This is a genomic window from Knoellia sp. AC549, from assembly GCF_979258975.1.
The window spans coordinates 2,033,819-2,058,354 of the sequence record NZ_OZ409890.1 but is presented as its reverse complement, the minus strand read 5'-3'; the positions used below and the strand labels follow the sequence as shown (position 1 = coordinate 2,058,354).

19 protein-coding genes are annotated in these 24,536 nt (G+C 70.9%); 11 read left to right on the top strand and 8 right to left on the bottom strand.

Going from position 1 to position 24,536, the window contains the following annotated elements; genetic code table 11:
• Nucleotide 1 precedes the first annotated feature (1 nt).
• A complete protein-coding gene (locus ACZZ98_RS09920; protein ID WP_463516082.1) occupies nucleotides 2-2,137 on the bottom strand; it encodes a penicillin acylase family protein in 2,136 nt (711 codons plus the stop codon).
• A 23-nt stretch (nucleotides 2,138-2,160) separates the two neighbouring features.
• On the opposite strand from ACZZ98_RS09920, the gene ACZZ98_RS09915 reads away from it, so the two are divergent.
• Together ACZZ98_RS09915 and ACZZ98_RS09910 are read left to right on the top strand one after the other, a co-directional pair.
• A complete protein-coding gene (locus tag ACZZ98_RS09915) occupies nucleotides 2,161-4,329 on the top strand; it encodes a DUF998 domain-containing protein (protein ID WP_463516081.1) in 2,169 nt (722 codons plus the stop codon).
• Between the two features lie 5 nt (nucleotides 4,330-4,334).
• Nucleotides 4,335-4,730, top strand: coding sequence for a hypothetical protein (locus ACZZ98_RS09910; RefSeq protein ID WP_463516080.1), 396 nt, complete (start codon nucleotides 4,335-4,337; stop codon nucleotides 4,728-4,730).
• Here the strand turns inward: ACZZ98_RS09910 and ACZZ98_RS09905 are convergent.
• From ACZZ98_RS09905 to ACZZ98_RS09890, 4 genes are read right to left on the bottom strand one after another with little or no spacing between them, the layout of a single operon-like run.
• A complete protein-coding gene (locus ACZZ98_RS09905) occupies nucleotides 4,711-5,856 on the bottom strand; it encodes an NAD(P)/FAD-dependent oxidoreductase (protein WP_463516079.1) in 1,146 nt (381 codons plus the stop codon). The two genes, ACZZ98_RS09910 and ACZZ98_RS09905, sit on opposite strands and share 20 nt — an antisense overlap.
• Nucleotides 5,857-5,877: 21 nt before the next feature.
• Nucleotides 5,878-7,647, bottom strand: coding sequence for an AMP-binding protein (locus ACZZ98_RS09900; RefSeq protein WP_463516078.1), 1,770 nt, complete (start codon nucleotides 7,645-7,647; stop codon nucleotides 5,878-5,880).
• A gap of 27 nt (nucleotides 7,648-7,674) precedes the next feature.
• Nucleotides 7,675-8,571, bottom strand: coding sequence for a sucrase ferredoxin (locus ACZZ98_RS09895; RefSeq protein ID WP_463516077.1), 897 nt, complete (start codon nucleotides 8,569-8,571; stop codon nucleotides 7,675-7,677).
• Nucleotides 8,572-8,581: 10 nt separating this feature from the next.
• Nucleotides 8,582-9,304, bottom strand: coding sequence for a TetR/AcrR family transcriptional regulator (locus ACZZ98_RS09890; protein ID WP_463516076.1), 723 nt, complete (start codon nucleotides 9,302-9,304; stop codon nucleotides 8,582-8,584).
• Nucleotides 9,305-9,439: 135 nt separating this feature from the next.
• Here ACZZ98_RS09890 and ACZZ98_RS09885 point away from each other — a divergent pair, with 135 nt between their 5' ends.
• Complete coding sequence (locus ACZZ98_RS09885; protein WP_463516075.1) at nucleotides 9,440-10,402, top strand: Rossmann-fold NAD(P)-binding domain-containing protein; 963 nt, start codon at nucleotides 9,440-9,442, stop codon at nucleotides 10,400-10,402.
• Here ACZZ98_RS09885 and ACZZ98_RS09880 read toward each other — a convergent pair.
• A complete protein-coding gene (locus ACZZ98_RS09880) occupies nucleotides 10,396-11,334 on the bottom strand; it encodes a sugar-binding transcriptional regulator (RefSeq protein WP_463516074.1) in 939 nt (312 codons plus the stop codon). The genes ACZZ98_RS09885 and ACZZ98_RS09880 overlap by 7 nt on opposite strands.
• A gap of 204 nt (nucleotides 11,335-11,538) precedes the next feature.
• On the opposite strand from ACZZ98_RS09880, the gene ACZZ98_RS09875 reads away from it, so the two are divergent.
• The 6 genes from ACZZ98_RS09875 to ACZZ98_RS09850 all read left to right on the top strand — a co-directional run bounded on the left by ACZZ98_RS09875 (nucleotide 11,539) and on the right by ACZZ98_RS09850 (nucleotide 18,608).
• A complete protein-coding gene (locus ACZZ98_RS09875) occupies nucleotides 11,539-12,936 on the top strand; it encodes an ABC transporter substrate-binding protein (protein WP_463516073.1) in 1,398 nt (465 codons plus the stop codon).
• On the top strand, nucleotides 12,933-13,928 hold the full coding sequence (locus ACZZ98_RS09870; protein ID WP_463516072.1) for a carbohydrate ABC transporter permease: 996 nt from the start codon (nucleotides 12,933-12,935) through the stop codon (nucleotides 13,926-13,928). Before ACZZ98_RS09875 ends, ACZZ98_RS09870 begins: the two co-directional genes overlap by 4 nt.
• A 116-nt stretch (nucleotides 13,929-14,044) precedes the next feature.
• Nucleotides 14,045-14,839: a carbohydrate ABC transporter permease gene (locus ACZZ98_RS09865; protein ID WP_463517759.1), complete on the top strand. Its 795-nt coding sequence runs from the start codon at nucleotides 14,045-14,047 to the stop codon at nucleotides 14,837-14,839.
• Between the two features lie 57 nt (nucleotides 14,840-14,896).
• Nucleotides 14,897-16,351, top strand: coding sequence for a mannitol dehydrogenase family protein (locus tag ACZZ98_RS09860; RefSeq protein WP_463517758.1), 1,455 nt, complete (start codon nucleotides 14,897-14,899; stop codon nucleotides 16,349-16,351).
• Nucleotides 16,348-17,397 (top strand): NAD(P)-dependent alcohol dehydrogenase, encoded by a 1,050-nt coding sequence (locus ACZZ98_RS09855; RefSeq protein ID WP_463516071.1) that lies wholly within the window; start codon nucleotides 16,348-16,350, stop codon nucleotides 17,395-17,397. The genes ACZZ98_RS09860 and ACZZ98_RS09855 overlap by 4 nt, the downstream gene beginning before the upstream one ends.
• A 125-nt stretch (nucleotides 17,398-17,522) precedes the next feature.
• Entirely contained in the window at nucleotides 17,523-18,608 is a 1,086-nt protein-coding gene (locus tag ACZZ98_RS09850) for an alcohol dehydrogenase catalytic domain-containing protein (protein WP_463516070.1), read from the top strand.
• Here the strand turns inward: ACZZ98_RS09850 and ACZZ98_RS09845 are convergent, their stop codons facing one another.
• Nucleotides 18,609-20,348 (bottom strand): hypothetical protein, encoded by a 1,740-nt coding sequence (locus ACZZ98_RS09845; protein ID WP_463516069.1) that lies wholly within the window; start codon nucleotides 20,346-20,348, stop codon nucleotides 18,609-18,611. It lies immediately after the preceding gene.
• A gap of 148 nt (nucleotides 20,349-20,496) precedes the next feature.
• Here ACZZ98_RS09845 and xylB point away from each other — a divergent pair, with 148 nt between their 5' ends.
• Both xylB and ACZZ98_RS09835 read left to right on the top strand, forming a co-directional pair.
• The gene (xylB, locus tag ACZZ98_RS09840) at nucleotides 20,497-21,915 is read left to right on the top strand and encodes a xylulokinase (protein ID WP_463516068.1); all 1,419 of its coding nucleotides are present in this window, start codon (nucleotides 20,497-20,499) and stop codon (nucleotides 21,913-21,915) included.
• Nucleotides 21,912-23,549: an ABC-F family ATP-binding cassette domain-containing protein gene (locus tag ACZZ98_RS09835; RefSeq protein WP_463516067.1), complete on the top strand. Its 1,638-nt coding sequence runs from the start codon at nucleotides 21,912-21,914 to the stop codon at nucleotides 23,547-23,549. Before xylB ends, ACZZ98_RS09835 begins: the two co-directional genes overlap by 4 nt.
• On the opposite strand, the gene ACZZ98_RS09830 is transcribed toward ACZZ98_RS09835, so the two are convergent.
• Complete coding sequence (locus ACZZ98_RS09830; protein ID WP_463516066.1) at nucleotides 23,536-24,522, bottom strand: glycosyltransferase 87 family protein; 987 nt, start codon at nucleotides 24,520-24,522, stop codon at nucleotides 23,536-23,538. The genes ACZZ98_RS09835 and ACZZ98_RS09830 overlap by 14 nt on opposite strands.
• Nucleotides 24,523-24,536 lie beyond the last annotated feature (14 nt).

Genomic DNA, 24,536 nt, shown 5'->3' with positions numbered 1-24,536 from the left:
GTCAGGTCGCGCTGGCGTCGTCGAGGTGGTCCAGCACGGCCCAGTCTGTCAGGACGGGCAGCAGCGTCCCATCGAGCCACCGCTCGAACTGGTCGTCGCGGTGCGGAGCGCCGGTGCCGCCGTCGGCTCCCAGTGGCACCGCCCAGTGTCCGGCGTCCCGGTCGGCCAGGTCCCAGACGTAGCGCGCGACCGGACCGCGGATCGAGATCTCACGCGCCGCGAGCCAGCCTGAGGCATTGACGCAGTCGATGTCGCCGGGCAGCGGCCGCCCGGACACGGCCGGAGCCTCCTGCGGCAGCCCGAACCGCTCGAGCACCGAGATCGGGTGATAGCGGTGGTGGTCGCCCCAGGGTTGGTCGGTCGGCGCGGCCGCCACGTCGGTCACGCTCTGGCGCACCAGCGCGCCGAGGTCGATCCCCGCAGCCTCGAGCACCCGCACCGACGAGAGGTCGAAGAACGCCGGGAGGCACGCCTCGATGCGCCCGGCGAGACTGAACCACGCGTCATACAGACGGCCGTGCGGTGAGGAGGACGGAACGCCGGAGTATGCCGGGTGTGCCACCAGGTGCCCGGCGAGCCGTGCGCGGACCTGGGCGAACCTCGCCGCGGTCACGCTGTCGCTGCGCATCTGACGGTCCCAACCCTCGAGCTCGTCCACGAGCGCAGCCGCCGCCTCGTCGAGCTCGCCGCCGGGCACGGGTCGGGCCAGGGCGGAGATCGCGTCGAGCAGTGCGGACCCAGAGATCTGCCGGTCGTCGACGAGGACCTCACGCAGCCCGCCGGCATCCCACTGCCTGCGCTCGTCCAGGCGCTCGGTGAGACGGCGTGCTCGAAAAGGCGCCGAGCAGGACGTGCAGATCGCGTCATAGGCAGCGGTCCCGCGATGGTTGGCTGTGACCACGACGCCGTCGGTGGGCGGGATCTGCGGCAGCTCGGTGTGGAACCCCACCCAGTCGTGCTCCCCCGGCGCAGCCGGCACCCCGGGGATCCGGCCCGAGGCCCGCACCGGCACGCGCCCCACGACGTGGTGCGCGACGGCACCTGCGACATCGGCCACGACGAGGTTGTTGACCGGCTCGACCCAGCCGGCGAAGGCCGCCTCGACGTCCGCGACCGAGCGCGCCCGCAGCAGCGGCAGGACCGCCCCGAGCCCGAGGTCACCCTCACGTTGGGACGGCATCGCCAGGCTGAGCGCGTCGCCGCCCGCGTCCCGTTGGTCGATGACCACGGGCCCGCGCGCCGTCATCACACACTCGACCCCGACCGGGGCTCCGCCCGACACCTCGACCACCTCGGAGACGACGCCGCACTCCTCGAGCCCATCCGGACCCTCCGCCATCACCCGGCCGTCCTGGGCGACGAGGACCTCGATGCCCACGTCCTGGTAGTCGGCCATGCAGTTCGTGATCGCCCACGCGACCGAGCCGGCATGCGCGAAGTGCTGGACCCCCGGCACACCGGCGAAGGTGAAGCCGGCGACGTCGAACTCCGGACAGGCCAGGTGCACCTGCGCATACACGTTGGGACTCTCGAACAGGCGGTGGGGATCACCGGCGACGATCGGCAGTCCCGAGACGGTCCGGGAGCCATCGAGCACGAAGGCGTTCGACCCCGGAGCCCGCCCCGGCTCACGCACCACCAGCCCGGCCAGCGGCTCCCCCACAGCGTTCACCAACGCCTGACGCCACAGCTTGTCCGGGAACGTCGAGAAGAGGATGTTGTTGACCGAGAAGACCGCCAGTGGCGTCCAGGGCTCCCACGCACCGGGAGCCTCCCCCCGCTCGACGAGCTCGGCGCAGGTGGCACCGGCCGCAAAAGTGGCGCTCACGCCCGCGGCATACGCGGCAAAGAAGTCCTGGCTCTCGGAGTCGAGGACGGCAAAGGCACGACGCGCCGTCTCGGCTATCCGGGCTCGTCGAGCGAAGACGTCCCACTCGACGGCGGCCTTGCCGAGCAGGGCCGCGACGACACCCTCGGCGTGACGCCGATCGGCATCGAGCTGCCACGTCCGGCTCGACGCGGCCTCGACCCCCTGGGCGAAGGCCACATCGACCACGGAGGACGCCCAGATGTGCGGAATCCCGTGCTCGTCCCTGACGATGCGGGCACCATCCGGCAGCAGGCCAGTTGCATCCATGCGGTCACCCTAGGGTGGGACCCATGTCTGGTCCTGGTCCGGGACGTCCCCGTGGCGCCCTGCTGAGTGCGACCACGGCCGTCGTCGCGCTCGTCGGGGGCTGGACCTGGGCGGCGACGCAGCAGCCTGCGGGATTCGACTCCGTGCGCGAGTCGATCAGCGCCCTCGCCGCCGTCGAGACCCCCCACCGCTGGATCATGACCGTCGCACTCGTGCTCACCGGCCTGGCCCACATCGGCTCGGCGGTCATGCTGCCCGGCCTGCGGCGAGCAGGTCGTGGCGTGCTCGCAGCTGCCGGGCTCGCCACCATCGGGGTCGCGCTCGTGCCGCTCCCCTCCCGCGCCGACGGGTCCCTCGCCCACACGCTCATCGCCTCGGCGAGCTTCGTGCTGCTCGCGATCTGGCCCTGGTTCGCGGCCGACAGGTCGGGCACCGCCCTGGTGCGTCCTGGCGTGGCCCGACCTGCGGCCGTCGTCATGCTCGCCCTCGTCGCGTCGCTCGCCGTGGGCGCACGAGCCGGTATGCCGTTCGGTGCGCACGAGCGCGTCGTCGCCGCGCTGCTCGCGCTGTGGCCCCTGGCCACAGCGGTCGTCGCCTGGTGGGCGCTGGGTCACCGGGTCGGGGAGCGCCGGGTGCGCAGTCTCCTCACGGTCGGCGCCCTCGTCCTCGCCTGTGCCGCCGGGGGGACGGCCGCCACCCGTCTCGCCCCGGCCACGGCCGAGACGACGCACTACTCGGCGGAGGTCCAGCTGTCGATGGACCCCCGCACCTCGAGCCACCTCGTGGCCCAGACGCTCTTCGGCGACATCGACGTCGGCTTCACCGGGTTCGCCCCGGGCATCGAGGCCACCCCCCAGGTCAAGGCGTCGATCGCCCAGCTCCTCAGCCGGCCGGGCATCTCGGTCTCGAGCCTGCAACCGGGGCAGGCAGAGCTCAGCGACGCCGTCCGGGCGGCCGCCCGCGACGTCGGTCTGCGCTTCGCCGGTGGCGCGCTCGTCGTCGTGGCGCTGTGGCTGTGCGTCGGCGCGCTGGTCCGCCGCCGCCCGCCCTCGACCAGGATCGTGGTGGGAGCGTCGCTCGCGTGGCTCATCGCCTGCGGCGCAACGGGCCTGGGCATGTGGCAGACCTACCAGCCGGTCCGGCAGCACGAGTTCACCTCCACCGGTGTCCTCGGGACGGTGCAGCGCAACCAGTCGCTCCTCTCCGACGTGGAGGCGCGCACGGCGCAGGTCTCGCCCTACCTGCGCAACCTCATCGCCCTGTCGTCGGCGCTCCAGGACAAGTACTCACCGACCGAGCTCAACCAGCCGTCGGCACTGCGGGTCCTGCTCGTGTCCGACCTGCACGCCGGCAACCAGTTCTCGCTCATGCGCACGATCGTCGAGGAGGAGGACATCGACCTCGTCATCGACACCGGGGACCTCGTGAACTTCGGGACCGTGACCGAGGGCGAGGCATCCGGGATGTTCGCGGGCATCGCCTCCCTCCCGGTCCCCTACCTCTTCACCCGCGGCAACCACGACGCGACCTCGGCGACCGACCGCAGCCTCCTCGACCGCATGGCGCGCATCCCCAACGTCGTTCTCCTGCAGCCTGATGCGGAGACCTACAACGTCATCGAGGCAGGCGGCATACGCATCGGTGGTTTCAACGACCCCCGATGGTTCGGTGACGACGGCAAGCGGAGCAAGGACAAGCAGCAACCGGCCAAGGAGGCCTTCGTCGACGCGTTCACCGACGAGCAGCCCCTCGACCTCCTCGTGTCGCACGAGCCGTGGGCCGTGCAGGACGTGCCCCGTGCCGACGTCGCCGTCAACGGCCACATGCACACCCCCGATCTCGAGGGCAACCGCATCCAGGCCGGCACCTTCACGGGAGGCGGCCCGCTGACGCACTTCGTCGGCGAGGAGGACGGTGAGGAGCTGATCGGTCAGCCGTCCGCGTTCGACGTGCTGACCTTCGGCGAGACCTGCCGTCTGACCTCGGTGACCCGATACCGCTACCGCAACGTCATCGAGGGGCGGCCGGCATACGACGACGTCAGCCTCGTCAACGGGAGTCGCATCGACACGGTGACCGACCCCGAACGGACGTGTAAGAGACCGGAACCCGGCGCCGCACCGCTCGACACCGTCACGGTGCGAGAGGTCCCCGCTCAATCTCCCCAGCCGACGCCGAGCGAGGCAGACTGAGGAGCATGGCTGACTACACCGATGCAGAACGCGACACCGTCCGCAACGCCGCCTTCGGGGCGATCGCCCTCGTGAGCAAGGCCGACCCCGGCTTCCTCTCCTCGTTCAAGGAGAGCCTGGCCGGGTCCAAGGCACTCGCCTCCGCCCCGAAGGAGATCACCGAGATCCTGCGCGGCGGAGGGCTGCCCAAGCCCCCGACCGGCGACTCGGCAGCGCAGGAGCAGGCCGTCCTCGCCGGCCTGAGCCAAGCCGTGGGCGTCCTCGAGTCGAAGGCCGACGGTTCGGCGCAGGCGTTCAAGGGCGTCATCCTCGAGGCCACGCAGGCGGTCGCCGACGCCTCCGACGGCGTCAGCCCGGAGGAGCAGGCCGTCCTCGACAAGGTCAGGTCCGCGCTGGCCTGAGCGCTCCCACGAGTCCGGTGACGAGCGGCCGGTTGATCCGACCATCGCCCAGACCCAGCTCGACGAGCGTGTCGAAGACCCGCCGGTCGCGGCCCGCGGCGCGGATTCCCGCGTCCACCACGACCGGCGACTGCGCGAGGCGGGACGAGAGCCACGTGTGCCTGAGGTGGGTGCCGAGAAGTTGCCGGACCTCGCGGCGGTGCGCCGCGCCGGCATCGGTGGGGCGCCCGGCTCGCACCGCGCGAGCCGCGGTGCGACCGGCCGTGATCCCCGTCGCGATGGCGTAGTAGATCCCCTCTCCGGTCATCGGGTTGACCAGACCCGCGGCGTCACCGACGAGGAGCACCGCACCGTCGGGCTGGTCCCAGCGCCACGAGCTGAGCGGCAGGTGATGACCGAGCCAGCCCGAGCCCGTGCTCGCGGCGCCGGGCAGGAGCGACTCGAGCTGGTCGAGCAGGAGCTGGCGGCTGGGCGCCGCACGCCCGGACCCCTCGCCCGGGAGCAGCTCGCCGTAGCCGACGTTGACGAGCCCGTTGCCGCAGTCGAACGCCCAGGCGTAGGAGGGCTGCCGGCGGTCGCCGTAGCGGATGACCTGGCGCCCCCGCCACGCGTCGGTGACCGGGGCGTAGCCGCGCAGGGCCAGGGCACGCGGGTCCCGGCGACGCCCGAGCAGCTGGGTCCGCACCACCGAGCTGGCGCCGTCGGCACCGACGACCACGGAGGCCTCGATCTCGCCCGCGACACCGAGCGGGTCAGTGCTCAGTGCCGTGACCCGCTGGCGGCGCAGCTCGGCCCCGGCCGCCACGGCACGCTCGACGAGCCGCGCGTCGAAGACCTTGCGTGGGATGACGTGGACCTCTCGGTCCATGGCGCCCTCGACGCGCACGTCCCCGTGCGAGAGCTCCAGCTGCCGCACCGGCTCCCACCCCTCCACGGCGTCGGCGGCGCCCACAGCGGCGAGAGCGGTGACGACGTGCGGAGCAATGCCGTCTCCGCACGACTTGTCCCGCGGGAAGTCACTGCGGTCCAGCAGCACCACCCGCAGGGACGGGTCCTCGGTGAGCGCACCCAGCGCGGTGGCGGCGCCGGCGGGCCCGGCACCGATGACGAGCAGGTCGACCTTCACGTGACGACTCCCGTATGCCGGTCAGTCGCCACTGAGGATGTCGTCGCGCCATTCGTTCTCGGGCGTCTCGACCTCCCCGCGGGCCATCTGCTCCTCGCGGCCGCGCAGCTCGACCCGCCGGATCTTGCCCGAGATCGTCTTGGGGAGCTCGCCGAACTCAAGACGTCGCACCCGCTGCCACGGCTGCAGGTGCTCGCGGGCATGGGCGAGGATCGAGCGGGCCGTCTCCTCGGTCGGCTCGTGCCCGGGGGCCAGCACGACGTAGGCCTTGGGCACCGCCAGCCGCACCTCGTCCGGAGCCGGCACGATCGCTGCCTCGGCCACGGCCGGGTGCTCGATCAACACCGACTCCAGCTCGAACGGGCTGATCTTGTAGTCACTGGCCTTGAAGACGTCATCGGTGCGACCGACGTAGGTGATGTAGCCGTCCGCGTCGACGGAGGCCACGTCACCCGTGTGGTAGAAACCGTCGGCCATGGCCTCGGCGTTGCGCTCCGGATCGCCCCGGTAGCCGGTCATGAGCGGCAACGGCGACGCCGCGAGGTCCAGACACAGCTCGCCCTCGACGACCCCGCGCTGGCGCGCGGTCTCGTCCGTGGGGCCCGCTTCGCCCACCTCCTCGACGCGCGAGCCCGTCGCCGGGTCCACCAGCACCACCGGGCACCCCGGGAGCGGCCGCCCCATCGACCCGGGCTTGATCGGTGAGCCCGGAGTGTTGCCGACGGTCGCGGTCATCTCGGTCTGGCCGTAGCCGTCACGCAGGTCCAGGCCCCACTTGTCGCGCACCTGGGCGATGACCTCGGGGTTGAGCGGCTCACCGGCACCGATGACCTCACGCAGCGACCCCGGCCCCTCCGACAGGTCGGCGTTGATGAGCATCCGCCAGACCGTGGGTGGTGCGCAGAACGTCGTGACTTCGCTGTGCCGCAGCACCTCCAGCAGCGATGGCGCGTCGAAGCGGGTGTAGTTGTAGACGAGGATTGTCGCCTCTGCGATCCAGGGGGCGAAGAAGCAGGACCACGCATGCTTCGCCCAGCCGGGCGACGAGATGTTGAGGTGGACGTCGCCCGGCTGGAGCCCGAGCCAGAAGACCGTCGAGAGGTGGCCGAGCGGATAGGAGACCTGGGTGTGCTCGACGAGCTTGGGCCGGCTCGTCGTCCCGGAGGTGAAGTAGAGCAGCAACGGGTCGGTCGGGGCGGTGCCGGGGTGGGGCAGCGGTGGTGCGTCCACGGCGTACGCGTCGTGGAGGTCGTGCCAGCCGTCCGCAGGCCCGACGCTGATCCGCGAGACGTCCCCGGGGAGGCCGACGAACTTCTCGACCTGCGTCGAGTTGGCGATGACGTGCCGGGCGCCACCACGCGCCACGCGGTCCTCGAGGTCGGCGGCCCCGGCGGCCGAGGTCGTCGGCATGATGACGGCGCCGAGCTTCATCACGGCCAGCATGCAGTCCCAGAGCTCGACCTGGTTGTCGAGCATGATGATGACTGGATCACCCTGTGCCACACCACGATCCGCCAACCACTGGCCAACCCGGTCGGAGCGGCTGGCCATCGCGTCAAAGGTGACCTGCGTGGACGCGCCGTCCTCCTCGACGACCACGAGGGCATTGGCGTCGTTGCCGCGGGCGATGACGTCGAACCAGTCGATGGCCCAGTTGAAACGGTCGCCGAGGTCGGGGAAGGAGAAGTCGCGGACTGCTCCCTCGTGGTCGCCCCGCCACGCCAGGATCTGGTCGCGGGCGGCTCGATATCTCCGGGTCGCCTCGGTCTCGGTCGTCGACGTCGCTGTCATGGGCTCACCCTGCCACCCGGGGTGCGCTCAGCGCAGATCGGTCACGACAGACGTCCGGTATGCCGTGTGCTCACCCGGGCCCTTGCCGCATGACAGCGGGGCGGGCGGGAGAGCTTCGGCCTGGACCTCGACCCAGGTCGTCTCGGGCAGGGGCTCGTCCCCGATGACCTCGACGCGAGTGACGGTGTCGGAGACGACGTCGACGGTGCCCGGCCGAGCAGCCGTGATGGGTGCCGGACCGTGGGCCGCGAGCACCGACCCGGTGGCGGCCTGCACTGCCGGCGAGAAGCGGGCGAGCCCACGCAGGTGGGACACGTCGACCTCGCCGGAGCGGTGCGAGCGCACGACCTCGACGGCGTTGGGCAGGTCGACCGTGCCGAAGCAGGTGCCGTCGGGCATCGAGATGAACGTCCCGGCGAAGCGGTGGCCACCGAGGTGCGTGCACTCCCACACCTCGTCCGGCCAGACCTTCGCCAGCGCTGCCGTGACGGGGCGACCCCGGAGGGCGCAGCAGGCGTCGCGCGTGCCCTGGGTGCAGACGAGCAGCATCGGTTCGGCGAGCGTCTCGGAGTGGGTCAGGGGAGCGCCGAGCGCCGCGACGGCAGCGAGCAGGTCGTCACTCGTGCGCCACGTGCCGGAGACCATGGTCCCGTGGGCGGTGTCCACGGCATACCAGGCAGGTGACTGGTCGGGGTCGCGGCGCCCGGGACGGCGCATGAGGAGCGAGCGACCCTGCAGCTCGGCGCAGGTGGCCTCGATGGCACGCGCGACCGGGCCGGCGATGCCAGGTGTCTCGAGGTGGTCCTTGGACCACGGTCCGGGGTGCTCGATGAGCAGCCAACGTCGAGCCACGGGGGCCGACCCGAGCATGGGTTCGCCTCGCCCACGGAAGGCGTTGGAGCAGCGGACGGCTTCTGGTGTCACACGTTCGATGCTACGTGCCGCGCTCGCGCTGTCGAGGCACCCTGCCGCTGGGTGGAACGAGTCCCATCTGGCGCGTGATCCCGAGGACCTGGTGCTCGAACAGGGCGGCAGGGGCGGTGAGCGGCCCATAGGCGTGGAACAGCTCGAAGCTCACCAACCCGTAGACCGCCGACCAGGCCGCCATGCCGCGGGCCATGAGCGCGTGGGGCACGCCGACGAACGGCGGCGCCGCCGTGAAGGCGGCCAGGTCCACGGCGAGCTCCTCGTCGACGGGGTCGCCGGGGTCGGTGAGCGCGCCACTGGCCAGCCCGTCCGCGAGGAGGCCGGCGAGCACGGTGGTCACCCGCATGGCCGGCGCGAGCGTGTCCTGCGGCGCGGCATAGCCCGGGACCGGGCTGCCGAAGATCAGGGCGTACTCGTTCGGTGACGACAGCGCCCAGTCGCGGATCGCCCCGGCCAGTGCGACGAACCGGGCGTGCAGGTCCTCGCGTGGCTGGGCGGCCTCTGCGGCCTCGACGGCCTCACCCATGTCGTTGTAGGAGTCGATGATCAGGGCGGTGAGCAGGGCGTCGCGCGAAGGGAAGTAGCGATAGACGGCCGACGAGACCAGCCCGACGTCCCGGGCCACGGCCCGCAGCGAGAGGTTGGCGCCGTCGACGGCCAGGCGGGCCCGCGCCGCCGCCTTGATCTCCTCGAGCGTCTCCGCCCGGAGCCGCTCTCGTGTCGTCGTCATCGCTCGATTCTGGCACGACTCAGCGAGCACCGCTCACTTGGGAGAGCACTGCTCTTGCGAAGTTCGGCTCGAAGCCCTACCTTGTGAGAGCAGTGCTCTCTCGACGTGGGTGAGCCGTGAGGTCAGGAGCGGGACATGGGACGACACGTGGTGCTGGGCGCGGGGCCGGTGGGATCGGCGATCGCGGGCGACCTGCTCGAGCGAGGTGAGGACGTCACCGTGGTGACCCGTTCCGGCGGAGGCCCCGAGGGCACGAACCGGGTCCGGGCGGATGTCGCCGACGCGACAGCACTGTCCGCGATCGCCGACGGTGCGCAGGTCATCTACAACGCTCTCAACCCCGCGGACTACAACGCCTGGCCGACGACCTGGCCGCCGCTCGCCGCCTCGATCCTCACCGCCGCCGAGCACTCGGGGGCCGTCGTGGCGGTCGTCGACAACCTCTACCCTTTCGGCCCTGTCGACGTCCCGATGTCGGCCGCGCTGCCCGACCGCCCTAGCAGCGTCAAGGGCACGATCCGGATGCGGATGTGGCAGGACCTCCTCGCTGCGGCCGAGTCCGGCCGCATCTCCGGTGCCGTGGCCGTGCGCGGCTCGGACTACGTCGGGGCCGGACCCTCGCTGGTCAGCCTGCTCGTCTACCCGCGCGCGGCTCAGGGCAAGCGGGCGTTCGTGCCGGCCGACCTCGACGCCCCCCACACGTGGACCAACCCGGGCGATGCCGGTCGGCTGCTCGTCAAGGCCGCCCTCGACCCGCAGTTCCACGGGCGCTACTGGTTGGTGCCCAGCGCGCCCGCGGTGTCGGTGCGCGCGCTCGCCGAGCAAGCGGGGGTCCTCGCCGGCTGGCCGCCGGTTCGGCTGAGCCACCTGCCCCGGCTGGCCGTGCAAGGGGCCGGGGTCTTCAGCTCCATGGCGAAGGCCACCCTGGAGATGGCCTACCAGTTCCACCGGCCGTTCCTCGTCGACGCCTCCGAGACGGCCGAACGCCTCGGCGGCGGTTCACCCCGCTCGACGAGTCCCTCCGCCAGAACCTCACCGACGCCGGCTTCCTCGGGCAGCCGGCCCGGGCCAGCTCCTGACCGGTCGAGCGGTCAGTGACGGGCGAGGAGGAGGTCGGCGGTCTCGGCCGTGGTCACCAGTGAGTGGGTGAGCCCACCCCGGACGGCCGCTCCGATGGCCGCGACCTTCTCGGCCCCGTGGGCGATGGCGATGACCTGGCGTATGCCGTGCAGCTGGGTTCCGGTGAGCCCGACGATCCGGGCGGTGAGCGGAGTGTCGACGACGACGCCCTCGGCGTCGAAGAAGACCCCGGCCGCCTCGCCGACGGCCCCCGCCCGGGTCACCCCTCTGCGCTCGGCCGGGCTGAGGACGTCGTGGATCGTCGACACGTCCGGGGCCCAGGCCCCGAGCCCGATGACGGCCAGGGTCACGTCGGCCACGTGGTCGAGCGCCTCCCGCACGGGAGGCTGGCGCCGCATCACCTCGGCGCTCGCGGCGTCGTCGAGGAGCAGGGGCGAGTAGAAGACGTGCCGCCCACCTCCGGCGATCCGGGCTGCCCGGCGCACGACGTCGACCGAGCTGCTGTCCTCCTCGGGGGTGACCATCGCACCGCTGAGCTGCACGACGGGGATCTCCGGGAGCCGCTCGAGGGCGTCCACCATGCGGCTCACCGAGCGGCTCCACGGCAGGCCCAGGACGTCGCGGTCGGTGACGAGCTCGGTGAGCAGCGCTGCGGCAGCGGCGGACACACCCGGGTCGGCCTCGGCCCCTGACCCGGGGACGACGACACAGTGCTGGAGCCCCAGGACCTCACGCAGCTCCGCCGAGCGGTCGGTGTCGATGCCGAGCGGCGAGACGATCTCAATCTTGACCATGCCGCTCTCCCGAGCGGACTCGAGCAGCCGGGCGACCTTGAAGCGGCTGATGCCCAGCGACGTCGCGAGGTCGACCTTGGACTCGCCGTCGATGAGGTGCCGCCGCGCGACGGCGGCAGCGAGGACTGCCTCCGAGGGACCAAGAGCCTCAGCCATGCGTCACATCCTCCCCCGGCCTCGTGTGCCTGGGACCACGTTGGGGCGTGGCCTCCGGCACACAGGACAAGCAACTGACCTGTTGACAGGGACGCACATTCGCGACAGGCTCATGTGTGCATGCTACTCGCTCATTTGAGCGCACGGGTGGGAACGACCACACGGCTGGACAGTCAACGGCGACGGCGAAACAGGAGGGCGACGATGCCCGGAAGCACACGGCATACCCCGGCTCATGGCAGACGACGCGGGAGGTGGGCCGCGGCCGCGACGGTCGGGGCGGTCAGCCTGGCGCTCACCGGCTGCGCGGGCTGGGGCGGCGGCGCGGTGGGCGGTGGCGGCGCCGACTCGATCGACGTCCTCATGGTCAACAACCCGCAGATGGTCGACCTGCAGAAGCTCACCGCCAAGCACTTCACCGCCGAGACGGGGATCCGGGTCAACTTCACCGTCCTCCCCGAGAACGACGTCCGCGACAAGATCAGCCAGGAGTTCTCGAGCCAGGCCGGCCAGTACGACGTGGCGTCCCTGTCGAACTTCGAGATCCCGATCTATGCCAAGGCCAAGTGGATCGCGCCGATGGACGACTACATCGCCGGCGACCCCGACTTCGACCAGGACGACATCCTCAAGCCGATGACGACCTCGCTGTCGAGCGACGGCAAGATCTACGGTCAGCCGTTCTACGGCGAGAGCTCGTTCCTCATGTACCGCAAGGACGTCTTCGCCGCCGAGGGCATCACGATGCCCGAGAAGCCGACGTGGCAGGAGGTCGCGGACATCGCGGCCCGGGTGGACGGGGCCCAGCCGGGGATGGCCGGCATCTGCCTGCGTGGTCAGCCGGGATGGGGCCAGATCTTCGCGCCGCTCACGACCGTCGTCAACACGTTCGGCGGCACGTGGTTCGAGGAGGACTGGACGCCCCGGGTCAACTCCCCCGAGTTCACCGCGGCGGTGCAGTTCTACGTCGACCTCGTCCGCAAGCACGGTCAGAACGGCGCACCGCAGTCCGGCTTCACCGAGTGCCTCAACAACCTCGTCCAGGGCAATGTCGCCATGTGGTACGACGCGACCTCGGCCGCCGGTTCGCTCGAGGCCGACGACTCACCCACCAAGGGCAAGTTCGGCTACGCGCCGGCACCCGTCGTCGAGACCGACTCCGCCGGCTGGCTCTATGCCTGGTCGTGGAGCATCCAGCAGGCAAGCGAGAAGAAGGACAACGCCTGGAAGTTCATCTCCTGGGCCTCGGGCAAGGAGTACGAGCAGCTCGTCGGTGAGGAGATCGGCTGGACCAGCGTCCCCGCCGGAAAGCGCGCCTCGACCTACGAGAACGCCGACTACCTCAAGGTCGCGTCCGCGTTCGCCGAGCCGACGAGGGCCGCGATCGAGGCTGCCGACCCGACAAACCCCGGCGTCCAGCCGCGACCAGCCATCGGCATCCAGTTCGTCGACATCCCCGAGTTCCCCGACCTCGGGACCCAGGTGAGCCAGGACGTCAGCTCCGCCATCGCCGGACAGATGACCGTCAAGGAGGCCCTCGACCGCGGTCAGGACCTCGCCGAGGACGTCGCCGAGCGCTACCAGACGAGGAGTGGGTCATGAGTTCGGATGTGAGGACATCGGGTATGCCGGACAGTCCCCCGCCGTCGTCGGCTGCCGGTTCGGACAGCTCGGGCAGGACCCCGAAGGAGAACGCCGAGCGCGCCACCAAGCTGGCCAGGGCGGGTGACTGGTCCCGGCGGGCGCCCCTGCTCCCGGCCCTGATCTTCGTCGTCATCCTCACCCAGCTCCCGTTCGTCGCGACGATCGTCGTGTCGTTCATGAACTGGAACGCCTACTACCCGGACGAGCGCGGGTTCGCGGGCTTCGACAACTTCGCCCGCGTCTTCACCGACAGCAACACCCGCAACGCGGTCATGGTGACGATCGTGCTCACGGTGTCCGTCGTCGGCATCAGCCTCGTGCTGGGGATGCTCATCGCGCTCCTCCTCGACCGCAAGTTCATGGGCCGCGGGATCGTGCGGACGCTGATGATCACGCCGTTCCTCGTCGTGCCCGTCGCGGCGGCGCTGCTGTGGAAGCACGCGCTCTACAACCCCGAGTACGGCCTGCTCAACGGACTGCTCACGACGGTCCTCGGCGAGGACGCACCCCAGCCCGACTGGATCAGCAACAACCCGCTCATCGCGATCATCGCCGCCCTCGTCTGGCAGTGGACGCCGTTCATGATGCTCATCCTGCTGGCCGGGTTGCAGTCCCGCCCGCTCGACGTCGTCGAGGCTGCGCGGATCGACGGGGCCAGCTCGTGGCAGATCTTCCGGACGATGACGCTGCCGCACATGAGGCAGTACATCGAGCTGAGTGGCCTGCTCGGCGCGATCTATGTCGTCCAGAACTTCGACCACGTCTTCACGATCACGTCCGGTGGCCTCGGCACGGCGAACCTGCCGTACTTCATCTACCAGACCTTCTACACCGCCCAGGACTACGGGCGCGCCTCTGCCGCAGGCGTGGTCGTCGTCGTCGGCACCATCATCATCGCGACCCTGGCGTTGCGGACCGCGTTCAGCCTCTTCCAGGAGGACAACAAGTGAGTACTACAGAACGGCACGCAGTCGAGCCCGAGGCCCACTACGAAGGCGGAGCACGGGTGGCGAACCCGGACGCTCCTCGGCAGGAGTTCAACCACCAGAAGTCCCCCAAGTCGCACATCCTGCTCACGGTCGCGGCCTGGGCCTGCGGGCTGCTGTTCGCCCTGCCGGTGGCGTGGATGATCCTCACGTCGTTCCACAAGGAGGAGGACGCCGCGACCAACCCGCCGAGCGTCTTCGCGCCGCTCAGCCTCGACGGCTACCGGGCCTTCTTCGACGCCGGGCCCTGGCCGCCGCTGGCCAACTCGCTCACCGCGAGCGTGGTGTCGACGATCCTCGTGCTCGCGCTGGCCTTCCCGGCGGCGTACGCCCTGTCGATCCGGCCGGTGAAGAAGTGGACCGACGTCCTCTTCTTCTTCCTGTCGACCAAGATGCTGCCCATCGTGGCGGGCATCCTGCCCATCTACCTCTTCGCGCAGCAGTTCAACCTGCTCGACAACATCTGGCTGCTCATCATCCTCTACACGTCGATGAACCTGCCGATTGCGGTCTGGATGCTGCGGTCCTTCCTCGCCGAGGTGCCGGTCGAGATGCTCGAGGCTGCCCAGGTCGACGGCGCCTCGCTCGTCGTGACGCTGCGCAAGATCATCGCGCCCGTCGTCATGCCCGGCATCGCCGCGGCCGGGCTCATCTGCTTCATCTTCAGCTGGAACGAGCTGCTCCTGGCGCGCGTCCTCACCGGGACCGTTGCGGGAACGGCTCCGGTGTTCTTGACTGGGTTCGTGACCAGTCAGGGCCTGTTCCTCGCCAAGGTGTGTGCGGCCTCCTTCGTCGTGTCGCTCCCGGTGCTCGCCGCCGGCTTCGCCGCGCAGGACAAGCTCGTCCAGGGCCTCTCGATGGGCGCCGTCAAGTGACGTCCGGCCGCGCGACGGCGGAGCGGGTGAAGCTTCTCGTCATCGACGCTCGGGGAGCTGCCCGCGGAGGTCGGGCGGCCGGCATACGACCGCTCGGCGGTGACCCCGGGCATCGTCCACTTCGGTGTCGGCGGCTTCCACCGGGCACACCAGGCGATGTATCTCGACGCGCTCATGAACCGGGGCGAGGCCCTCGACTGGGGGATCGTCGGCGTCGGCCTCATGCCTGGCGATGCTCGGATGCTTGACGCCATGGCGGCCCAGGACAACCTCTTCACGCTCGTCGTCAAGCACCCGGACGGCCGGCTCGAGCCGCGGGTCATCGGGTCGATGGTCGACTACCTCTTCGCACCCGACGACCCGTCAGCCGTGCTCGACCGGCTCGTCGACCCGGCGACCCGGATCGTGTCGCTCACGGTCACCGAGGGCGGCTACCACGTCAACCAGGTGACGGGTGAGTTCGACGCCGACGACCCCGTCCTGCGGACAGACCTTGCCCTCAACGACGACGGGGGTCTGCCGCGGAGCATGTTCGGCTTCGTCGTCGAGGCGGCGCGACGGCGCCGGGCGGCCGGCACCGACCCGTTCACGGTCATGTCGTGCGACAACCTGCCGGGCAACGGTGACGTCGCGAAGAAGATGATCGTGGCGTTCGCCCGGCTCAAGGACGACGAGCTGGGTGCGTGGATCGAGGACAACGTCGCGTTCCCCAACTGCATGGTCGACCGGATCACGCCCGTCACCTCAGCGGACGACATCGCGGCCCTGGCCTCGACCTTCGGGGTCGATGATGCGTGGCCGGTGGTGTGCGAGCCGTTCACCCAGTGGGTGCTCGAGGACCACTTCCCCTCTGGCAGACCGCCGTTCGAGGACGTCGGGGTGCAGATCGTCGACGACGTCGTGCCCTACGAGCTGATGAAGCTGCGGCTGCTCAACGCGAGCCACCAGGCGCTCTGCTACCTCGGCTACCTCTCGGGCCACCGCTACGCCCACGAGGTGGCGCAGGACCCGCTCTTTGCCGAGTTCCTCCTGGGCTACATGCAGGAGGAGGGCTCACCGACACTGCCCGAGGTCCCCGGCGTCGACCTCGGCGTCTATCGGCGACAGCTCATCGAGCGCTTCGCCAACCCCGAGGTCCGCGACACCCTGGCCCGTCTCTGCGCGGAGAGCTCGGACCGCATCCCCAAGTGGCTCGTGCCCGTCATCCAGGCGAACCTCGAGGCGGGCGGCGGCTTCGAGCGGTCGGCGCTCGTCGTCGCGTCCTGGGCACGCTACGCCGAGGGCGTCGACGAGAAGGGTGACCCCATCGAGGTCGTCGACCGGCACCGTGACAAGGTCATGGCCGCGGCCCGTGCCTACGAGGACGACGAGCTCGCGTTCCTGCGTGATCGCGACTTCTTCGGAGGTCTCGTCGACAGCGAGCCGTTCACCACGGCATACACCGCGTTCCTGAAGTCGTTGCACGACAACGGTGCTCGCACCACCCTCGAAGACCTGGAGTCCAATCGATGACAACCGACCGGCCGCCCGAGTCGATGCGGGTGGCCGTCCTGGCCGAGCCCGGCTCGATCGTCATGGAGTCCCGACCGGTGCCGTCGCCCGCGGCCGACGAGGTGCTCATCGAGGTGCGGTCGGTCGGCGTGTGCGGTTCGGACACGCACTACTACGACCACGGGCGGATCGGTGACCACGTCGTCACCGGCCCGCTGGTGTTGGGCCACGAGAGCGCCGGTGTCGTCGTCGCGGTGGGGTCCGCAGTCGACCCGGCGCGCGTCGGTGAGCGCGTCGCGATCGAGCCCGGAGTGCCGTGCCGGTCGTGCGCGCAGTGCCTCGCCGGTCACTACAACCTCTGCCCCGACATGGCCTTCCACGCGACGCCACCGATCGACGGGACCCTCGCCGAGTACGTCGTGCACCCGTCGTCGTTCGCGTTCACGCTGCCGGACTCGGTCTCGCTCGACGAGGGCGCCATGCTCGAGCCGCTGTCCGTGGGGATCTGGGCCTGTCGTCGGGCTGGAGTCGCGCCGGGGGTGCGGGTGCTCGTCACGGGTGCCGGGCCGGTGGGCCAGCTGGCCGCGCAGGTGGCGGTGGCGTTCGGCGCGTCGGAGGTCGTCGTGGCCGATGTCAACGCCCACCGCCTGTCGGTGGCCTCCTCGTTGGGAGCCACGAGGACCGTGGACGTGTCGTCGACGTCCCTGGCAGAGGCGTATGCCGGCCGCCCCGGTCCCGAGGTCGTCCTCGAGTGCTCGGGCCACGAGGGTTCGACGCAGGCCGCGATCCGGGTGGCGGCGCCGGCTGGTCGGGTCGTGCTCATCGGCATGGGCGGCGACACGCTCGCGCTGCCGCTGGGAGAGGTGCAGAACCGCGAGCTGTGGGTGACCGGCGTCTTCCGCTACGCCAACACCTGGCCGACCGCGATCGAGCTGGTCGCATCAGGTCGGGTCAGGCTCAAGCCACTGGCAACGGGGCACTTCGACCTCGAAGGCACCGAGGCCGCCCTCACCGCCGCGCGCACCGACCCCGAGGCCATCAAGTCGATCATCCACCCGGTCACCTGACGAGCGGTTCGTCGTGCCGGGGGACCATCAGCTCACGGCTCGATGGACGTTCCTGAGCACGAGCTGCGGCTGAGTCGAGCGAGCTGATAGTCCTCCGGTCGGCTCAGAACTCCTAGGCTAGGTCGATGACGGACATGCAGCTCCTCACCGACCCAGCGCGCCCCACCCACATGGCCGCCGTACGGCTGCCGGGCGACAGCACAGTGCAGCACGTGACGGTGGACGTGCCGACGCCGGGGCCGGGTCAGGTGCTGCTGCGGATGCGCGCATCATCGGTGTGCGGCAGCGACATCCGCGCGATCTATCGCGAGCACCTCGGCCACGGAGCCGAGGCCTACCAGGGCGTCGTCGCCGGACACGAGCCCTGCGGCGACGTCGTCGAGCTCGGTCCCGGAGTCACGACGCTCGAGGTGGGCGACGGGGTCGCGGTCTATCACATCACCGGATGCGGTGCGTGTGCTGAATGCCGCATCGGCTACCCCATCGGCTGCACCTCGCCGACCCGCGCGGCCCACGGCTGGCAGCGCGACGGCGGACATGCCGAGTTCATGCTCGCCGAGGCGGTGTCGTGCCTGCGCCTTCCCGAGGGCGTGACCCACGTCGACGGTGCGCTGGTCTCGTGCGGGTTCGGCACGGCATACGAAGGCCTGCTCCGCGCCGGCGTCAGCGGGCGCGACCGCCTGCTCGTCACGGGGCTGGGTCCGGTCGGGCTGGCGGCAGCCATGCTCGGCAAGCACCTCGGCGCCTCGACGGTCATCGGTCTCGAACCGAACGCCGAACGCGCTGCCCTGGCCCGCGAACTCGATCTCGTCGACATCGTCGTCACCGATCCCGCGGAGCTGGCCGACGCCGTGGGTGACGCGACCGATGGACGCGGTTGTGAGGTGACGATGGACTGCAGCGGCAACGAGCACGCCCGGCTCGCAGCCCTGACGCACACCGCCATCCGTGGGCACTGCGTCATGGTGGGCGAGGGCGGGCAGATGACCTTCCGCGTCTCGGACCTGCTGATCCACCACCAGGTCACCATGCACGGCTCGTGGGTCAGCTCGCTCGGTCACATGGCCGAGCTGCTCGACCTGCTCGCCCGCTGGGGTGAGCACCCGGAGCGGATCGTCACCCACCGCTTCGCGCTCGCCGATGCGGACGAGGCGTATGCCGTGGCTGCCGCGGGCGCATCCGGCAAGGTCGTCATCACCTGGGACGAGTGATCACGACAACGTGGGTCCGAAGCGACGGATCCCCTCTGCCGCCATGTCGTCGGTTCCGGTGTAGGTGCGGGCGTTGCTCGTCAGGCTCTGTGACGTCCGGTGGACCGCCCGGGCCCCGACGTCCAGGCTGCGCTCGCCCCTGCCGAGCTCACGGTTGAGGACGGAGCTCAGGGTGGTCGCAGCAGGGACCTCACCGAAGCTGCTGGCGGACACGGTGATTCCGCCCACGAGGTTGGCCGCGCCGCTGAGGGGGCGGGCCGCGGTGTCGAGGTCTGCGGCGGCGCCACGCAGCGACTCCGGAGAGACGTCGATGTCCTCACTGAGCCCCAGGTCGGCCAGTGATGTCCGCGTCATGTAGGGGTTGGCCCACAGGTCGTCGTCGTCGGAGCCGTCCGGCCCGTAGTGGTCGGCCCCGGACTCGTAGGTCGTGATGATCTCGCCGTCGAGCTCGATGATGCCCTCCGACATGTAGGGCAGCTCGTAGGCGTCGCCGCGCTCACCGTTGCCCGACTCGTCGTCCTGGCGCTCCTGCGTGATGAGACGACCGGCCTTGTCACGTCCGAGAGAGGTGCTGAAGACGTACTCGCCGTCCCGGACGACGACACCCTGTGCCTGGGGAGGCGTGTGGACGTAGCCCGTCCCGCCACCGAAGCTCGTGTCCTGGGTCCAGCCGCCATGACCGTCCGGGACGTAGCGGTACAGCTTGCCGTCGTCGTCGGCACCGTCGTAGGTGTTGCCGCCACCCCCGATCTTCTCGCTGTGGGTGCCGACGTAGAGGTTGCCGTTCTTGATCGTGCCGTAGGCGCCGGCCCCGTCGGGGATCTGCGTCGGCGGGCCGATGGGGTCGGCGTGCCTGCCACCGCTGGTCAGGTCGGAGGTGAGATAGGTGAAGACGTGCGAGGGGTTCCCGCTCGAGGTGACGTAGGTGTACTTGCTGTCGGAGGCCACGCCACCGGCGTGGTCGGGCGTCGGGATGTCGACGTCCCGCCCTGCCGAGTCCTTGCCCGTGTAGCCACCCAGCTCGACGTCCACCATCTCCTTCCCGGTGCTCGGGTCGACCATCGACAGGACCGAGGGTTGGTCGCCGTCCTTCGAGTAGCTCGTCTGGATGATCCACCCCGTGTCGGGGTCGACGGCCAGGCCCTGCGGGATGAGGCCACGCTTGTCGCCGGTCACGCCCAGGTTGGGGATCAACGGCCCGAGTCCACCCCCGTGCTCCTTGAGCCAGTCGGCCGTCTTCTGCATGCCGGAGGCCAGCCACTTCTTGGTGTCGGCATCGAGCTCGTCGGTATTGATCTTCTCGCCGGAGGCGAACGCGGCGACGGTGCCGAGGTTGGCGTTGTACTGCGCCGACACCCTGAGCAGGTCGAGGTGCACGGCCAGGGCGAGCAGGTCCTTGATCACGACGTTGAGCCCAGCCGGACGGTTGCGCCAGCGTCCGATCGCGACGTCCGCCGCACTCGTCATCGCGTCGTACTCGTGGGCACCGGTGTCCAGGGCGGTCTGGATCCGCCCGAGGGCGAAGCGGTTGACCTGGATGCCCTGGCTCACGCCGGCGGTGCGGACGCGGTAGCCGGCCGACGCCGCACTGGTCCACCTGGGCCGGTCCGCGGCCTCGTCGACCCGTGTGGCCGACTCCTCGACCTTCTTGATCGCATCCCCGACCGTGTCCGCGTGCCCCCGCACGGTCGCCGAGCTGCCCGAGACGAGCTTGGCGTACAGATCCTCGGGATCAACCATCAGCCCTCCCCTCCCTCACGAAAACCTCAGCGCAGTGACCGGTCCACTGTTCCAGAATCCAAGCACGGATCCGCCACCTCGTCTGTGGGGAGCACTCCCCGCCCGGTCGACACGTGCACCGGCCCGGCCGTTCGGCAAGGATGCACCCATGCCCACGACGCAGAAGCAGCTTGTCGCCGGAGTCGACTCCTCGACCCAGTCGTGCAAGGTCCTGGTGTGCGACGCCGAGACCGGTGAGGTCGTCCGGCAGGGCCGTGCGTCGCACCCCGACGGCACCGAGGTCCACCCGGAGAAGTGGTGGACGGCCTACGAGTCCGCGACGAGTGGCGGTCTGCTCGACGGGGTCTCCGCCATCGCTGTCGGGGGGCAGCAGCACGGCATGGTCACCCTCGACGACTCCGACGAGGTCGTGCGACCGGCGCTGCTGTGGAACGACACCCGCTCGGCGCAGGACGCAACCGACCTCATCGAGGAGTTCGGTGGGGCGCAGCGCTGGGCGCACGAGGTCGGCGTCGTGCCCGTCGCCTCGTTCACGGTGACCAAGCTGCGGTGGCTGCACCGCTCGGAGCCGGAGTCCCTCGAGCGCACACGAGCCTGCGTCCTGCCTCACGACTGGCTGACCGGGCAGATCCTCAAGCAGGGCAGCGGTTTTGAGGCATGGACGACGGACCGTGGGGACGCGTCCGGCACGGGCTACTGGTCCACAGGATCTGGCGACTACCTCCCCGAGATCCTCGACCTCGCCATCGGACGGCAGATCGAGCTGCCCCGGGTCCTCGGGCCGACCGAGGCCGCGGGCCGCACCGAGTCCGGACTCGTGGTCGCACCGGGAACGGGCGACAACATGGGTGCCGCACTCGGGCTGGGCCTGCGACCGGGCGACGCCGTCATCTCGCTCGGGACCAGCGGCACCGCCTTCGCCCGCCACGACGCAGCCATTGCCGATGCCAGTGGGGCCGTGGCGTCGTTCGCCGACGCGACCGGCGGCTTCCTGCCCCTGCTCGCCACCCTCAACGCGGCGCGGGTCCTCACGGCCGGCGCGTCCATGCTCGGCGTGGAGCTCGCGGAGCTCGACCGACTGGCCCTGGCCGCCGAACCCGGCGCCGGCGGGCTCACCCTGCTCCCCTACCTCGATGGCGAGCGCACCCCCAACCTGCCCACGGCGACCGGCACTCTCTCCGGCCTGACCCGCAGCAACGCCACCCCCGAGAACCTCGCCCGCGCCGTCGTCGAAGGCATGCTGACCAACCTCGCGGAGGCTTTGGACTCCCTGCGGGGGCAAGGTGTGCGCGTGGAGCGGGTGCTCCTCATCGGTGGTGCGTCCGCCTCTGCCGCGGTGCGGTCCATCGCCGCCGACCTCTTCGGAGCCGAGGTGCACGTGCCCGCGTCCGGGGAGTACGTCGCCCTCGGTGCAGCCCGCCAGGCCGCCGCCACCCTCCTCGGTTCGGGGTCCCCCGAATGGACGGTCGAGACCGATGCCGTCCTCGAGCCGGACGCCGAGGTGGGCGGTCGGGTCACCGAGCTCCGCGGAAGGTACTCCGACCTGCGAACCCGGCTGCACTCGTGAGCGCAACCCTCGTGGCGAAGGACCTGTCCGGGGGGCACGCCCACCGGACCCTCTTCGAGCACCTCGACCTCACGGTCGCGCCCGGCGACGTCGTCGGAGTGGTCGGCGCGAACGGAGCCGGCAAGACCACGTTGTTGCGGCTCCTCGCCGGGACGTCCACACCCCTGGCCGGCAGCATCGCCACGGCCCCTGCCGATGCCTTCGTCGGCTGGCTCCCGCAGGAGCACGAGCGCATCCCCGGCGAGACGGTGACCGACTACATCTCCCGCCGCACCGGTGCCACCGACGCGACGGAGGCGATGGAGCTGGCGGCGGCCGCCCTGGGCGGCGACGACACGGACGCAGACGATGCGTATGCCGTGTCCCTCGATCGCTGGTTGGCCAGCGGTGCCGCTGATCTCGAGGACCGCATCCCGGCGATGCTCGCCGAGCTCGGCCTTGACGTCGGCCGCGACGCGCTCATGACCTCCCTCTCCGGCGGACAGGCGGCCCGGGCCGCCCTTGCCGCCCTGCTGCTCAGCCGCTTCGACATCGTCCTGCTCGACGAGCCGACCAACGACCTCGACCTCGCCGGGCTCGCCCGCCTCGAGGCGTTCGTCACCGGGCTGCGCGGCGGGGTCGTCCTCGTCTCGCACGACCGCGAGTTCCTGGCCCGCTGCGTGACCCGCATCGTCGAGCTCGACCTCGCGCAGAGCTCCGTCTCCGTCCACGACGGCGGCTACGAGTCCTGGCTCGAGGAGCGCGAGGTCGCCCGCCGCCATGCCCGCGAGGCCTATGAGGAGTTCGCCGGCACCAAGGCCGACCTCGAGTCGCGAGCGCGCACCCAACGCGAGTGGAGCAGCAAGGGCGTGCGCAACGCGATGAGGAAGAGCCCCGACAACGACAAGATCCGGCGGGCCGCCAGCATCGACTCCGCCGAGAAGCAGGCCCGCAAGGTGCGCCAGATGGAGTCACGGATCGCGCGGCTCGACGAGGTCGAGGAGCCCCGCAAGGAGTGGATGCTGCAGTTCTCCATCGGTGACGCGCCACGCTCGAGCTCGGTCGTCGCCACCCTCAACGAGGCGAGCGTGGACCGCGGCGACTTCACCCTCGGACCCGTCTCGCTGCAGGTCGACGCGGGCGACCGCATCGGCATCACCGGGCCCAACGGCGCCGGCAAGACCACGCTCCTGGGCCTCCTCCTCGGCCGCCTCGGCCCGGACCGGGGCAGCGCCAGCCTCGGCGCGAGCGTCGCCATCGGCGAGATCGACCAGGCCCGCACCGGGCTGCGCGACGACCTGTCACTCGCCGATGCGTTCGGCGAGGCCGTGCCCGACCTCGTGCCTGCCGAACGCCGCACGCTGCTGGCCAAGTTCAGCCTGCGCGCCGACCAGGTGACGAGCCCGGTCTCGCGCCTCTCCCCCGGCGAGCGGACGCGGGCGGCCATGGCCCTGCTGCAGGCGCGCGGCGTCAACCTCCTCGTCCTCGACGAGCCCACCAACCACCTCGACCTGCCCGCCATCGAGCAGCTCGAGGAGGCACTGGCCGCCTATGACGGCGCCCTGCTCCTCGTCTCGCACGACCGCCGGCTCCTCGAGAACGTCGCCCTCGACCAGCGCTGGGACGTCGACGCCGGGCGGGTCACACGCCGCTGACCGCAGACTGCTGGCCGCTCGGGGTCGCGGCCTGGTCGCGAGAGCGCCACCTCCGGAAGGCGACGGCGACGACGAAGACGGCCGACGCGGCATACGCGAGGGTTGGGAGTGGCGGCACGGACGCCGACGCGTAGGCAAGCCCCGCCGCACCAGCCACCGTCAGCCATTCAAGCCGACCGGCGAGGACGGCGCAGGCGATGAGGGGCAGGGCGTACCAGGGGTAGCTCGGCGTGGTGAGGAGCAGCAGGGAGCCCAGGACGACAGTGGCCCCAGCCGCCGGATCGTCCAGCCGACTCCACGCCACGACGCCCGCCACGAGCGCGAGCAGCAGGACGGCCGCAGGCGTCACCAACCCGGTGGGAAGGAGCAGCTGCAGGATTCCCGAACGGCTCGATCCACCCTCCTCGACGAGGTAGGCCGGGAGGTAGCCCAGGACGAGGTGCCCCGCTGCCAGCCAGTGCGGCAGGTAGGCCAGCAGGACCGTGGTCGCGGCTGCTGCCACCGCACCGACGACCCGAGCAGGACTGTGCCGCAACGAGAACAGTGAGCTCAGCACGACCGCCGGGTACAGCTTGACCGCCGTCGCGAGACCTACCAGCACTCCCGCGGCACCACTCGACCATCCCCGTGGCCGAGAGCCGGGAGTCACCACGGCCAGGGTGGCGACCAGGAACGCCGCGGCCAGCACGTCCACGTGCGCACCGTTCCCCGACTCAGCGACGACCACAGGGCACCAGGCCCACCAGAGCGCACCCCGAGGATCGGCCCCACGACGGCGGAGCATCGCTGCGAGCGCCGCTGCCACGCCGGCCGCCAGCAGCGCCGACCCCGCCTGCAGCCCGCGGGTGCCCCAGGACCAGGGCGTCACCGCGGCGGCGGCCGTGAACCACGCCTGGGCCACCGGTGGGTAGATGGTCGGCACCTGGGGACGGTTGATGACCGTGCGGGGGTCGTTCCTGGCACGCTCCAGCACCTCGGCACGGTCCG